General features: G+C 68.0%; 10 protein-coding genes. 4 read left to right on the forward strand and 6 right to left on the reverse strand.

Annotated features, from left to right (window positions below; translation table 11 throughout):
* Positions 1-64 precede the first annotated feature (64 nt).
* The 6 genes from ACP26O_RS29770 to ACP26O_RS29795 form a co-directional block, all read right to left on the reverse strand.
* On the reverse strand, positions 65-397 hold the full coding sequence (locus ACP26O_RS29770) for a ferredoxin (protein WP_012372709.1): 333 nt from the start codon (positions 395-397) through the stop codon (positions 65-67).
* Positions 398-425: 28 nt separating this feature from the next.
* Positions 426-1,631 (reverse strand): zinc-dependent alcohol dehydrogenase, encoded by a 1,206-nt coding sequence (locus tag ACP26O_RS29775; RefSeq protein ID WP_105832369.1) that lies wholly within the window; start codon positions 1,629-1,631, stop codon positions 426-428.
* A 299-nt stretch (positions 1,632-1,930) separates the two neighbouring features.
* Positions 1,931-3,469 (reverse strand): FAD-dependent oxidoreductase, encoded by a 1,539-nt coding sequence (locus ACP26O_RS29780; protein WP_175664673.1) that lies wholly within the window; start codon positions 3,467-3,469, stop codon positions 1,931-1,933.
* Positions 3,470-3,762: 293 nt separating this feature from the next.
* Positions 3,763-5,187 (reverse strand): PLP-dependent aminotransferase family protein, encoded by a 1,425-nt coding sequence (locus ACP26O_RS29785; protein WP_175664672.1) that lies wholly within the window; start codon positions 5,185-5,187, stop codon positions 3,763-3,765.
* A gap of 546 nt (positions 5,188-5,733) precedes the next feature.
* Positions 5,734-6,189, reverse strand: coding sequence for a DUF1269 domain-containing protein (locus ACP26O_RS29790; protein WP_175664671.1), 456 nt, complete (start codon positions 6,187-6,189; stop codon positions 5,734-5,736).
* Between the two features lie 163 nt (positions 6,190-6,352).
* Positions 6,353-6,805, reverse strand: a complete 453-nt coding sequence (locus ACP26O_RS29795) for a phosphate-starvation-inducible protein PsiE (RefSeq protein WP_006755571.1) — start codon at positions 6,803-6,805, stop codon at positions 6,353-6,355.
* A gap of 523 nt (positions 6,806-7,328) precedes the next feature.
* Here ACP26O_RS29795 and ACP26O_RS29800 point away from each other — a divergent pair.
* The 4 genes from ACP26O_RS29800 to ACP26O_RS29815 all read left to right on the forward strand — a co-directional run bounded on the left by ACP26O_RS29800 (position 7,329) and on the right by ACP26O_RS29815 (position 12,944).
* Positions 7,329-8,399, forward strand: coding sequence for a Dyp-type peroxidase (locus tag ACP26O_RS29800; protein WP_426356432.1), 1,071 nt, complete (start codon positions 7,329-7,331; stop codon positions 8,397-8,399).
* A complete protein-coding gene (locus ACP26O_RS29805; RefSeq protein ID WP_006755574.1) occupies positions 8,392-9,207 on the forward strand; it encodes a family 1 encapsulin nanocompartment shell protein in 816 nt (271 codons plus the stop codon). Before ACP26O_RS29800 ends, ACP26O_RS29805 begins: the two co-directional genes overlap by 8 nt.
* Positions 9,208-9,307: 100 nt before the next feature.
* On the forward strand, positions 9,308-9,577 hold the full coding sequence (locus tag ACP26O_RS29810; protein WP_175664669.1) for a hypothetical protein: 270 nt from the start codon (positions 9,308-9,310) through the stop codon (positions 9,575-9,577).
* A gap of 508 nt (positions 9,578-10,085) precedes the next feature.
* Positions 10,086-12,944: an AAA family ATPase gene (locus ACP26O_RS29815; RefSeq protein ID WP_426356433.1), complete on the forward strand. Its 2,859-nt coding sequence runs from the start codon at positions 10,086-10,088 to the stop codon at positions 12,942-12,944.
* The last annotated feature ends 49 nt before the right edge of the window (positions 12,945-12,993 follow it).

Here is a 12,993-nt window from a genome sequence, read left to right on the forward strand (position 1 = left end):
TCGCTCACAGCAGCGTTCACGCCTTCACTCGAGCCGTCACGCAGGCCCGCGCGTAGGCCCTCGCTCAAGCCATCGCGCGGCACATCGCCGCGCACGCGTCGCACGCCAGCGCGCAGCGCCGGCAATGTTCGTGCAGATGGCGCAGGCATTCGACCGCGCACAGCTCGCATACCTGCGCGCACAGCGCACACACGCGCGGCGCGACCACGCTGCCGCGCGCCATCACGCCCGACGCGAAGCGGCACAGCTGCGCGCATTCGATGTCGAGCGCGATGCAGTCGGCCAGCTTGTGTGCGTCGGGCTCCGCCAGGCACGCGGCCATGCACGCGTCACAGGCGTGCGCGCACGCGTCGCACGCGGCCATGCAGTTGTCGTAGCGAGTATTCGTATCGCTCATCGCAGTGCTCCTCGTTCCAGTGGGATCGTCATGGCGTCAGCTTCACTTTCATCCAGCCGGGCTCGCGCACATCGAACGCGCGGTACGCATCGATCGCGTTCGTCAGCGGCTCGCAGCGCGTGAGCACCGACACCGGGTCGAACGCGCCGCTGCGCACCAGCTCGATCAGGTGCGGCGTAATGGTCCGGTGATTGCAATTGCCCATCTTGATCGTGAGATTGCGGTTCATCGCCTCGCCGATCGGAAACACGCGCGCCTGCGGCGGATACACGCCGATCACCGCGACCGTGCCGGCCTTCGCGACCGCGCGCACCGCCCATTGCAGCACCTGCGACGGCCCGTCGCCCGGCGTCCAGTAGCGGCCGTCCGGCTTGCGGCGCGGCGCGACGGCGTCGACTTCCGCATCGAAGGCGCGCGCCGCGTCGCGATCGGCCGCGGCCGGCCCGTGCGTCGCGCGCATCGCGTCGACGCCCACCGCGTCGATCACGCGATCGACGCCGATGCCGCCAGTCAGGCGCAGCACCGTATCGACCGGGTCTTCCTCGGAGAAGTCGATCGTTTCCGCGCCTTGCGCGCATGCCATGTCGAGGCGCGACGCGATGCGGTCGATCGCGATCACGCGCCCCGCGCCCAGCAGCTTCGCGCTCGCGATCGCGAACTGGCCGACCGGCCCCGCGCCGAACACGGCCACCGTGTCGCCCGGCTTCACCTCCGCTAGCTGCGCGCCGAAATAGCCGGTCGGGAAAATATCGGACATCAGGATCGCGCGGTCGTCGTCGATTGCGTCGGGCAGCCGGATCAGGCTCGCGTTCGCAAGCGGCGTGCGCGCATATTCGGCCTGCAGCCCGTCGAACGGGCCCGTGTCCGCCGGCCCGCCGAAGAACGCGGTGCCCGCGCGCGGGCCGCCCGGGTTCGCGACGTCGCATTGCGCGGTGTAGCCCGCGCGGCAGTACGCGCAGCTTCCGCACGCGATCGTCGACGGAATCAGCACACGATCGCCGCGCTTGAGGTTGCGCACGTCGCGCCCGACCGCCTCGACGATGCCGACGCCTTCATGGCCGAGGATCGTGCCCGGCTTCATTCCGCCGAGCGTGCCGCGCACCATGTGCAGGTCGGTGCCGCAGATCGCGCTGGCGGTCAGGCGCACGACCGCGTCGGTCGGTTGCGAGACTTCCGGGTCGGGTACCGTATCGATGCGAATGTCGCCGATGCCGTGAAATACCACTGCTTTCATGTCAGGCCCTCCTTGTCGAAAGCGGGGACGGTGAAGTCACCGTCGCGCTTTCGAGCAAGGTGCGCGCCTGTCGGGGCGTGCTGTGCTTGTCGTGCTTGTCGTGCTTGTCGTGCTTGTCGGGCTTGTCGGGCTTGTCGGGCTTGTCGGGCTTGTCGGGCTTGTCGGGCTTGTCGGGCTTGTCGGGCTTGTCGGGCTTGTCGGGCTTGTCGGGCTTGTCGTGTGCACGTGCGCAGTAGGTGGGCCTGAGGTCGCGGGTTCAGCCACCTCGCGACGCAGTCAACGCGCCACGAGCGCGACCATCAGCGCGACTTTGCAGCGCCCTGCTGCTCGAGCGCCTCTTCCGCCTTCAGGCAGTCGAGATCACGGCCGATCGTCGCGACCGCGAGCCGCTTGTCGCCGCGCCAGTACGTCACCGAGCCGTCGTGCGCGCGCAGGTCGCCGTCGATCTCGACGCGGTCCCATTGCTCCGCATGTCCCACATAGCGGACGGTCAGATCGTAGTGCTGGGTCCAGAAGAACGGCACCGCGTCGAACGGCCGCTGCTGGCCGAGCATGTTGCGCGCCGCCGCGATGCCTTGCCGCTCCGCGACGACCCAGTGCTCGACGCGAATGCGCTCGCCCGTCAACGGATCGGGCCAGCGCGCGATGTCGCCGGCCGCGTAGATGTCCGGTGCGCTCGTCTGCAGGAAACGGTCGACCGTCACGCCGCGATCGACGGCCAGCCCCGCGTCCTGCGCGAGCGCGACGTCCGGATGCACGCCGATGCCGACCACCACGACGTCGGCCGGCAGCACGTCGCCGTTCGACAGCGTCACGCCGTCCTGCGTGATCTGCGCTGGCGTCACGCCGAGATGGAACGTCACGCCGTGCGACTCGTGCAGCGCGCGGAGCGTGTCGCCGAGCGCGTCGCCGAGCACGCGCGCCATCGGATGCGCATCGGGCGCGACCACCTGCACGACGAGCCCGCGCGTGCGCAGCGCGGCGGCCGCCTCGAGGCCGATGAAGCTCGCGCCGACCACGACGCAGCGCTGCGCATGCTTCAGCGTGCCGATCAGTGCATCGCAATCGGCGCGCGAGCGGAGCACGCGCACGTGCGGCAGATCGGCGCCCGGCACAGTCAACCGGTTCGGCTCGGCGCCGGTCGCGAGCAGCAGCGCGCCGTAGCCGACGCGGCTGCCGTCCGCGAGTTCGACTGCGTGCCCTGCGGGATCGATCCGCGTAACGCGCGTGCCGCAGCGCACGTCGATGCGCTGGTCGGTATAGAACGACGCACCGCGCAGCGGCAGCCAGTCGGCTTCGGCCGTGCCGGCCAGATAATCCTTCGACAGGTTCGGCCGATCGTACGGCGACTCGCTGTCCGCGCTCAGCAGCGTGATCGCGTGCGGATAGCCTTCCTGCCGCAGCGTCACGGCCGCCGCGATCGCGGCCGCGCCGCCGCCGACGATCACCACCGATTCGGGCAGCCCGGCCGCTTTCAGCGCGGGCGGCGACACGGCAGGCTGTGCATCGAGCACGACCGCGCGGCCATCGCGACGCTCGACGCGCCAGCACGTCAGGCCGTCGAGCGCTGGCGCGCGCAGCATTGCGCCGGTGCGCAGACAGAACGCCGCGTGATGCCACGGGCAGCGGATCGTGTCTCCGACGAGCAGCCCGTCGGCCAGCGGCGCGCCGTAGTGCGGGCATTGCCCGGTCACGGCAAACAGTTCGTCGGCGCGGCGCACCAGCAGCACCGTTGCGTCGCCGACCCGGCCTTCGACCATCGCGCCGTCGGCGATGTCGTCGAGCGCGATGCCCTGCGCGAGATCGGGACGTGAAGACGAGGCGTCACTTGCGGACATGGCATGGCTCCCGGAATGTGGGGTAACGGTCCCATTATCGGCGTCCTTCCTGAAAAGAACAGGTACAGACGACCCTGCGGCACACGCAAACGCGGAATGTAGCGCGTATGCGATTTACAACCGGCGTACGACGTCATGCTCGTTGCGGCGCAACACGCGGATACGCATGCGGAGGGTGCGGCGACGCGCGCAATCCGCATGCCACGCCCTTCTTCATCCCGTCACGCGAAGCGACGTGATGGCGATGTGGGACGTGACCCGACGTGACTTCGCGTGATGCGCCTGGCGCGCCGTCAATCCATGCAGCCCGCCGCGAGCTTGCCGACCGTGACGATCGCCCGCTCGATCTCCGGCGACCACGGGCTGCTGTAGTTCAGCCGGATGAAATTGCGGTAGGTGTCCGCGATCGAGAACATATAGCCGGGCCCGATCGTGATGCCCTGCTCCAGCGCGAGCTGGTACAGGCGCATCGCGTCGACCTGTGCCGGCAGCTCGACCCACAGCACGTAACCGCCCGCCGGGCTCGAGATGCGCGTGCCTTCCGGGAAGAACCGCGACACCATCGCGCGCATCAGGTTCGCCTGCTGCGCATACGCCTTGCGAATCCGCCGCAGATGATGCTCGTAGCCGTCGCGTTCGAGAAACTCGGCGATCGCGAGCTGCGGCAGCGACGGCGTCGCCAATGTGTTCAGGAATTTCAGCTTCTCGACCTGTTCGCGATAGCGGCCCGGCAATGCCCAGCCGATCCGGTAGGCGGCCGTCAGGCTCTTCGAGAACGATGCGCAGTGCAGCACGATCCCGTTGCGGTCGAACGCCTTCAGCGCGCTCGGGTGTGCATTGCCAAAATACAATTCGTTGTACACGCCGTTCTCGATGATCGGCATGTCGGCTTTCGTTGCGTATTCAACCAGTTCGCGCTTGCGCTCGTCGGGCATCTGGAAGCCGAGCGGGTTCTGGAAGTTCGGCATCACCATGCACGCGGCGATCGGCTGCGACTTTGCGATAGCCGCCAGCGCCGCGATGTCGATTCCGTATTCCGGGTGCGTCGCGACCTCGATCGCCTTCATCCCCATCCGCTCGATCGCGTGCAGCATCGCGTAGAACGTCGGCGACTCCACGGCGATCGTATCGCCCGGTTTCGCGACTGCCTGCAGGCACAGATTGATCGCCTCCGTCGCGCCGACCGTCACGATGATCTCGTTCGGATCGACCGACATCCCGTTTTCCAGATAGCGTCGCGCGATCTGCCGGATCAGGCGCGGATGGCCGGGCGGCAGCCCGTCCGTCACGCCCCACAGCGACTTGTCGCGGCCGGCTGCATACGCATAGCGGTTCAGCTTCTCGAACGGAAACAGGCTCGGGTCCGGATACGGCGAACCGAGCGGCACCGCGTCGTCGGTGCCGATCGCGCGCAGCGTCGACAGCACGAGCCGGCTCATGTCGACCGACGACGAAATCGCGATCGGCTTCGACGGCCGCAGCTCACGCACCGGCGCGTGGTTGTCGTCGCGGCGCAGGTTCACGAAGTAGCCCGACTGCGGGCGGCTTTCCAGCAGCCCACGACTTTCGAGCAGCAGATACGCGTGCAGCACGGTCGTGATGCTGATCCGGTGCTGCTGGCTCGCCTGCCGTACCGACGGCACACGATCGCCATGTCGATACACGCGTTGCCGGATGAGTCTCTCTATGTCGTTCGCGAATTTCTCGTAGAGCTTCATCCGCCTCGCCCCGCCAGCGGTGAACCGGCCCGCGACGCGTGTGCGCGCGTGCCGCGCCGATGCGCGAAGCCGGATAGCCGTGCCCGCTGGCGGGCGTTCTGGTGCGAGCGTCGGCCGTTACCGAAATTGAAGGCGGGTAGCAATGCGAAATCCATCATGACGAGGATCGGCATCCTACTGCGTCAATTCGGCGAATGTAAGTGACAGTTTGGCGGCCAAACGTCAAATTGCGCGGGTGTGGTGAACAGATGGGCGGGCCGTGGCACGCAGCCGCGTGTCGTGTCGTCGGTACCGCCGCGCGCATGCGGTCGTGACGCGAAACGGCACGATGCGATTCGCGTGGCGACCTTCGAGCGTGACGTCGTGCGCGCCAACGCTCGGTATAGCTGATCGTCTAAGTCCCTAAGTCCCTAAGTCCCGCGCACGCGCAATGCCGGTTCGTGCGTCACGATGCGCGGCGTCGCTCGAACGCGCAGGTGCCGTCGATGCGATCCGCGCCGGGCCGAACGCCGGACTTCATGCGGTTCGAACGCCGCGAACCGCAGCCTAGCCGATAACGTGGCGCACGACCTTCCCGCCGAATCCCGTGACGATGTTGTCGACCGAAAACGGCGTCGCCTCGTCCGCCTCGACGATGACCGCGACGCTGCCGGGCGCGAGCCGTGTCGCGACCGATTCGACGAACTGGCCGTCGAGCAGCGCATTGCCGGCTGCGTCCGCGACGATGCCGGCCCCCGCGCCGGCCGCCATGCCGGCGATCGCGCCGAGCGGCCCGGCGAGCATCCCGAGCAAGCCGCCCGCGATCGCGCCGATCAGCCCGCCCTTGAACGGCCGCGACTCGGTGTCGAGCACGGCGAGCTTGCCGTTCGCGTCCTTTTCGACGACGACGCCGTTGTCGACGTGAAATCCCTCGTGTTTCTCCGACAGCGCCTCGAAATCGTTCGCGGCCTGACGGGCCGTGTCGACGCTGCCGAATACGGCGACGATCAGTTGCTTGGTCATGCGACACCTCTCGGGTTGGTGAGCGACGCGAACGCCGCCAGTCGACGGACATCCGCGGATGGGTCGGACCGGCCGCGCGTTGCGTGCCGGGATCCGTGGGTTCGATACGCGCGCCTGCCGCTGCAGCGCGAACACGAGCGGCACGAGCGGCGCGGGCCGCACGTCACCGGCGCGTATGCGCGTCCTCCTCGACATCGTCGACTTCCGCCGGAAAGCGATGCTGGCCGAAGCTCAGAATCAGCACGCCCACCGCGAGCAGCACGATCCCGAACGTGGTCATCAGCATCCGCTCCGGGCCGTCGGTCGCGCCGCGCAGGATCAGGTCGCGCGCGAGCGACGTCATCGCGATGAACAACGGAAAGCGCACCGGCAGCCGGCCGAGCCGCAGATAGCGCACGTTCATCGCGAGCACTTCCAGGTACAGGAACATCAGCAGCAGGTCGGTGAGCGACACCTCGCCCGCGAGCACGACCTTCCACGCTTCCTGCGTCATCGCGAACGCGGTCGCCAGACCGATCACGATCAGGCCGGCCAGCTCGGCCGCATGGAGGAAGTGGCCGAAGCGGCGGCGGATGCGCTCGGCGGCCGTATCGGCGGAAGCAGTGGACGTGTTCAAGGCGATGACCGTTGCAATGAGGTAGGTGCCGCGCTCGACGCTCCGTCGACCCCGTGCTCGTCCCCCGCGACAAAAATTCGCAGCGCTTCCAGCAGGTTCTTCGTCATGAGGGCCCTCGTCGGCAGGTGGAGCGAACCCAATCTACTGCACGCATCGCGCCCGCTCAAGAGCACAGCGGCGCGCGCTTCAGGAGTACAGCTGCACGCATGCGATGCAAAATCGAACCCTGATCAACCCATTCGAATGACAGATCGTCGATACGTGTTCCAAAGACCCGCCGAAGCTGCTAGATTGCAGGCTCGACGACGTTACGCGGTGCGGAGAGGTCACGCGCCGGGCGAACGCGCGGCCATCCTGCCTGCCTTCCCTTTCGCGCCCGGACGGCAGGTCGCCGCCGCTGCGGCCCGTTGCGCGATGCCCGCGCAACGTCCTTCATCCGCATGTCACAAAGAGAACAGTCGCATGACACAGTCCACCCGTTCGTCTTCGCGCGCCGCGGCAGCCGCGGCCCGTCCGTCCCGACATGACTGACCGGCAGGCCGCGATGCAAACCCGTCCCCCGCTTTCCCAGGCCGTTCACAACCCGATCACGCGCAGCGCGATCTTCCTCGTCGCAACCGTCAACCCCGGCGCCGAGCACGCCGACACGATCCGCGCGTGGTGCGGCGACATCGCCGCGCTCGTGCGCTCGGTCGGCAAGCGCGTGCCGAGCGGCAACCTGTCCTGCGTATGCGGCTTCGGCTCCGACGCATGGGATGCGCTGTTCGGCGATCCGCGTCCCGCGTCGCTGCATCCGTTCCGCGAATTCGGCGCCGGCCAGCGCGTCGCGGTCGCGACGCCGGGCGACATCCTGCTGCACATTCGCGCCGACGCGATGGACCTGTGCTTCGAACTCGCGACCCAGTTGCTCGCCGCGCTCGGCGACGCGGTCACGGTCGTCGACGAGGTGCATGGCTTTCGCAACTTCGACCAGCGCGCGATGATCGGCTTCGTCGACGGCACCGAGAACCCGGAAGGCCGCGAGGCGGTCGACTTCACGGTGATCGGCGACGAGGACGCCGAATTCGCGGGCGGCAGCTACGTGCTCGTGCAGAAGTACCTGCACGACATGGCCGGCTGGAACGCGCTCGCGGTCGAGACGCAGGAGCGCATCATCGGCCGCACCAAGCTGTCCGACATCGAGCTCGCGCCGGACGTGAAGCCGTCGTGCTCGCACAGCTCGCTGACCACGCTCGATGAAAACGGCCAGGAAGTGAAGATCCTGCGCGACAACATGCCGTTCGGGCGCCCCGGTTCCGGCGAATTCGGCACCTATTTCATCGGCTACGCGCGTTCGCCGGCGCCGATCGAGCAGATGCTCGAGAACATGTTCGTCGGCCGCCCGCCCGGCAACTACGACCGGCTGCTCGACTTCAGCCGCGCAGTCACGGGCTCGCTGTTCTTCGTGCCGTCGGCCGACCTGCTCGAAACGCTCGCCGATCGCGCCGCACCGGCCGACGCCGCCGCCGCGCCGCCCGCACCCTCATCGCCCGAGCCGCGTCGTGACGGCTCGCTGAACATCGGATCGCTGAAAGGAGCCAAAGCCTATGAATAACCTGCACCGCGAACTCGCGCCGATTGCCTCGTCCGCGTGGGAGCAGATCGAGGAAGAAGTCGCGCGCACCTTCAAGCGCTCGGTGGCCGGGCGCCGCGTGGTCGACGTCGAAGGCCCGGCGGGCCCCGAGCTGTCGGCCGTCGGCACCGGGCATCTGCGCGACGTCACCGCGCCGCGCGAGCAGGTGAGCGCGCGGCTGCGCGAAGTCCGCAACGTCGTCGAGCTGACGGTGCCGTTCGAGCTGAGCCGCGACGCGATCGACAGCGTCGAGCGCGGCGCGCGCGACGCCGACTGGCAGCCGGCGAAGGACGCCGCGCAGCGCCTGGCATTCGCGGAAGACGGCGCGATCTTCGACGGCTATCTGGCCGCGGACATCGTCGGCATCCGCGAAGGCACGTCGAACCGCAAGCTCACGCTGCCGACCGACGTCAGCGCGTACCCGGACGCGATCAGCGACGCGCTGGAAGCGCTACGGCTCGCCGGCGTCGACGGCCCGTACACGGTCGTGCTCGGCTCGGACGCCTACACGGCGCTCAGCGAAGCGCGCGACCAGGGCTACCCGGTGCTCGGCCACATCAAGCGCATCGTCAGCGGCGAGATCATCTGGGCGCCGGCGATCAGCGGCGGTTGCGTGCTGTCCACCCGCGGCGGCGACTACGAGCTGCACCTCGGCGAAGACGTGTCGATCGGCTATACGAGCCATACCGACAAGGTCGTCCGCCTGTACCTGCGCGAAACGTTCACGTTCCTGATGCTGACGAGCGAGGCATCGGTGGCCGTGGCGCCGCAGGCCAGCACGGCCGCCTGACGGCCTGCCCGCGCGCGATGCCCGGCGGGCGTCGCGCACGCCGGCCGCGTTGCCGGCCGCACGTTCGTCGCCGGCTGAACCCTCCTGCATGGAGCGTGACATGAGCGATTCGAATCAAGCATTGCAGTCGTTGCAAGCGTCGGTCGACAGCCTGAAGCAGGCCGTCGACGCGAACACGAGCCGCCAGGCTGCCGACACCGCCGTATTGTTCACCGTGGTGTCGCTGATGCTGGCAGAACTGTCGCCCGACACCCGCAACCTGATCGAGGATTCGTTCACTGTGTGGGCCAATGGTCTGCAGGATGCGGCACTGTCGACCGACGTGAAGCAGATTGCGCGGCAGCGCCTCGCGATGAAACTCTCCGACTGACGCCGGTTCGCCACGGTTGCGCCTGATCCGGCCCGCACCGTGCAACCCGCCCGCTTCGCCATCGGCCCCGCGCCATGCACCGGTTGGCGCGCGTGCGCGGCCCGGCGTAATCCGCCCGCTTCCCTCACCGCACCGCGCGATCTCGCCGCCGCGCGTGCGCCGCGTTTCAGCGCGCGCAGCCCTTCCCGTTTGCCGCCTGCCGTCGCCCTGCGCGCCGATGTCGCACCGCGCTTTGCGCGCGTGGCGCGCCGCGCCGTTCCCCGGTTCCGCCCGCCGCACCCGCATGCGCGCTCGTCTGTACTCCTTGCACCGGACGCACGCGCGCATGTGAGGGTGCAATTCCCGGCCGGGCCGGTGCGGAACTGTGTCTTGGAGGCGTTCGGCCAATTCGCTATTTTGAACGCAGTCGAAGTGATGCCGCGGGCTGAGCGACGCACCGGTGTTGCCGTGCCGTCGCGCATCGGGATTTCCCTTTCGATCCACGTTCATTGACAGGAGCCAGACCACCATGCCCGCACTTTGCGATATCTGTCACGCCCGGCCGGCCGTCGCGCGCGCCACCGTGATGCAGGACGGCGAGCGCAAGACGATCTCGATCTGCGACTACCACTTCCGGCAGCTGATGCGGCATCAGAGCATGCTGAACCCGTTCGATTCGCTGCTGGGTGGTGGCGCGTCCTCATTGTTCGGCGAGGACGGCGACGCGTCGCCGCTGGCCGCCGAGATTCCGCGCGAATCGGTCGACCCGACCGATGCGTTCAGCGAGCAGACGCTCGAACTGCTGCAGCATGCGGCCGAGAAGGCGCACGAACTGCGCCGCAGCGAACTCGACACCGAACACCTGCTGTACGCGCTCGCCGATACCGACGTGTGCGCGGCGCTGCTGAAGGAGCTGAAGCTGTCGCCGCAGGACCTGAAGGCCTACATCGACGAGCATGCGCACACCGGCACGGCTGCCGCGGACGCGTCGCTCGACAAGCTGTCGATCTCGCCGCGCGTGAAGAAGGCCGTGCAGTACGCATTCCAGGCGTCGCGCGATCTCGGGCACTCGTACATCGGCCCCGAGCACCTGCTGATCGGTCTCGCGGCGGTGCCGGACAGCATTGCCGGCACGCTGCTGAAGAAATACGGCGTGACGCCGGAAGCGCTGCGCCAGAAGGTCGTGAAGGTCGTCGGCAAGGGCGCGGAAGATGGCCGCGTCGACGCGCCGACCGGCACGCCGAATCTCGACAAGTTCGGCCGCGACCTCACCGCGATCGCGCGCCAGGGCAAGCTCGACCCGGTGCTCGGCCGTGCGCAGGAAATCGAGAGCACGATCGAAGTGCTCGCGCGCCGCAAGAAGAACAACCCGGTGCTGATCGGCGAGCCCGGTGTCGGCAAGACCGCGATCGTCGAAGGCCTCGCGCAACGGATCGTCAACGGCGACGTGCCCGAAGTGCTGCGCGGCAAGCGCCTCGTCGAGGTCAACATCAACTCGATGGTGGCCGGCGCGAAGTATCGCGGCGAATTCGAGGAACGCGCGAAGCAGCTGATCGACGAAGTGACGGCCAAGCATGACGAGCTGATCCTCTTCATCGACGAGCTGCATACGATCGTCGGCGCGGGCCAGGGCGGCGGCGAAGGCGGGCTCGACATCGCGAACGTGCTGAAGCCGGCGCTCGCGCGCGGCGAGCTGAGCCTGATCGGCGCGACCACGCTCAACGAATACCAGAAGCACATCGAGAAGGACGCGGCGCTCGAACGGCGCTTCCAGCCCGTGTTCGTGCCGGAGCCGAGCGTCGAGCAGACGATCGTGATCCTGCGCGGGCTGCGCGACAGCCTCGAGGCGCACCACCAGGTCACGTTCGCCGACGACGCGTTCGTCGCGGCCGCCGAGTTCGCCGACCGCTACATCACCGCGCGCTTCCTGCCCGACAAGGCGATCGACCTGATCGATCAGGCCGCCGCGCGCGTGCGGATCGGCGCGACGTCGCGCCCCGCCGACATCCAGGAAGACGAAGCGCAGATCGTGCAGCTCAAGCGCGAGCAGGACTACGCAACGTCGCGCAAGCGCTTCGACCAGGCGAAGCAGTTCGAGGAGCAGATCAACGCGAAGCAGAAGTCGCTCGATGAAAAGATGGAGGCATGGCAGCGCAAGACCGGTTCCGAGACGCTGGAAGTGACCGTCGAATCGGTCGCCGAGGTCGTGTCGCGGTTGACGGGCATTCCGGTGTCCGAGCTCACGCAGGAAGAGCGCCAGAAGCTGCTGAAGATGGAAGAGCAGCTGCGCGAGCGCGTGATCGGCCAGAACGATGCGGTGGTCGCCGTGAGCGACGCCGTGCGGCTGTCGCGCGCCGGGCTCGGCCAGACGCACCGGCCGATCGCGACGTTCCTGTTCCTCGGGCCGACCGGCGTCGGCAAGACCGAGCTCGCGAAGGCGCTGGCCGAGACCGTGTTCGGCGACGAGCAGTCGATCATCCGCATCGACATGTCCGAGTACATGGAGCGGCACGCGGTCGCACGGCTGATCGGCGCGCCGCCCGGCTACGTCGGCTACGACGAAGGCGGCCAGCTCACCGAGCGCGTGCGGCGCCGCCCGTACAGCGTGATCCTGCTCGACGAGATCGAGAAGGCGCATCCGGACGTCTACAACGTGCTGCTGCAGGTGTTCGACGACGGCCGGCTGACCGACGGCAAGGGCCGCGTGGTCGACTTCAGCAACACGATCATCATCGCGACGAGCAACCTCGGCGCCGCGATCATCATGGACAACCTCACGCAGGCGAGGCCGCAGGAAGACGACAAGGCGATCCGCGAGCAGCTGATGCAGGTGCTGAAGGGCCATTTCCGCCCCGAGTTCCTGAACCGGATCGACGAGGTGATCGTGTTCCATGCGCTGTCGAAGGAGAACATCCGCTCGATCGTGCAGATCCAGCTCGACCGCGTGGTGCGCACCGCCGCCGCGCAGGACATCACGCTCGTGATGGGCGACGCGCTCGTCGAACACCTGACCGAAGCCGGCTATCAACCGGAATTCGGCGCGCGCGAGCTGAAGCGGCAGGTGCGCCAGATCATCGAGACGAAGCTCGCGAAGGAGATCCTCGCCGACAAGCTGCAGTCCGGCGATCGCGTCGAAGTCGATTACGACAAGGCGAGCGACGCGGTGACGTTCAACAAGCTCGCGCGGCCCGATGCCAAGGACGTCAAGGACACCAAGGACGCGGCCAGGAACGCCGACGGCAAAGCGCGGCCGAACGGCAAGGCGGCGAAGGCGGAATCCGATGCAAAGGATGACGAAGCGAAGGACGAGACGCCTACATCCGCGCCTGTGCCCGCAGCGAAGCCATCCGGCAAGAAGTCGTCCGGTGCGAAGAAGGACGCGCAGTAATAACACGCGGGCCCGCATGCACGGGCCCGCTTGCCCCCAACGCCGCGAT

It is taken from the genome of Burkholderia sp. R-40, from assembly GCF_049942845.1.
Lineage (GTDB): Bacteria > Pseudomonadota > Gammaproteobacteria > Burkholderiales > Burkholderiaceae > Burkholderia > Burkholderia ambifaria.

Coding starts and splice junctions, on each gene's coding strand:
- ACP26O_RS29770 (WP_012372709.1), bottom strand. CDS start 397: ATGAGCGATACGAATACTCGCTACGACAACTGCATGGCCGCGTGCGAC.
- ACP26O_RS29775 (WP_105832369.1), bottom strand. CDS start 1,631: ATGAAAGCAGTGGTATTTCACGGCATCGGCGACATTCGCATCGATACG.
- ACP26O_RS29780 (WP_175664673.1), bottom strand. CDS start 3,469: ATGTCCGCAAGTGACGCCTCGTCTTCACGTCCCGATCTCGCGCAGGGC.
- ACP26O_RS29785 (WP_175664672.1), bottom strand. CDS start 5,187: ATGAAGCTCTACGAGAAATTCGCGAACGACATAGAGAGACTCATCCGG.
- ACP26O_RS29790 (WP_175664671.1), bottom strand. CDS start 6,189: ATGACCAAGCAACTGATCGTCGCCGTATTCGGCAGCGTCGACACGGCC.
- ACP26O_RS29800 (WP_426356432.1), top strand. CDS start 7,329: ATGACTGACCGGCAGGCCGCGATGCAAACCCGTCCCCCGCTTTCCCAG.
- ACP26O_RS29805 (WP_006755574.1), top strand. CDS start 8,392: ATGAATAACCTGCACCGCGAACTCGCGCCGATTGCCTCGTCCGCGTGG.
- ACP26O_RS29810 (WP_175664669.1), top strand. CDS start 9,308: ATGAGCGATTCGAATCAAGCATTGCAGTCGTTGCAAGCGTCGGTCGAC.
- ACP26O_RS29815 (WP_426356433.1), top strand. CDS start 10,086: ATGCCCGCACTTTGCGATATCTGTCACGCCCGGCCGGCCGTCGCGCGC.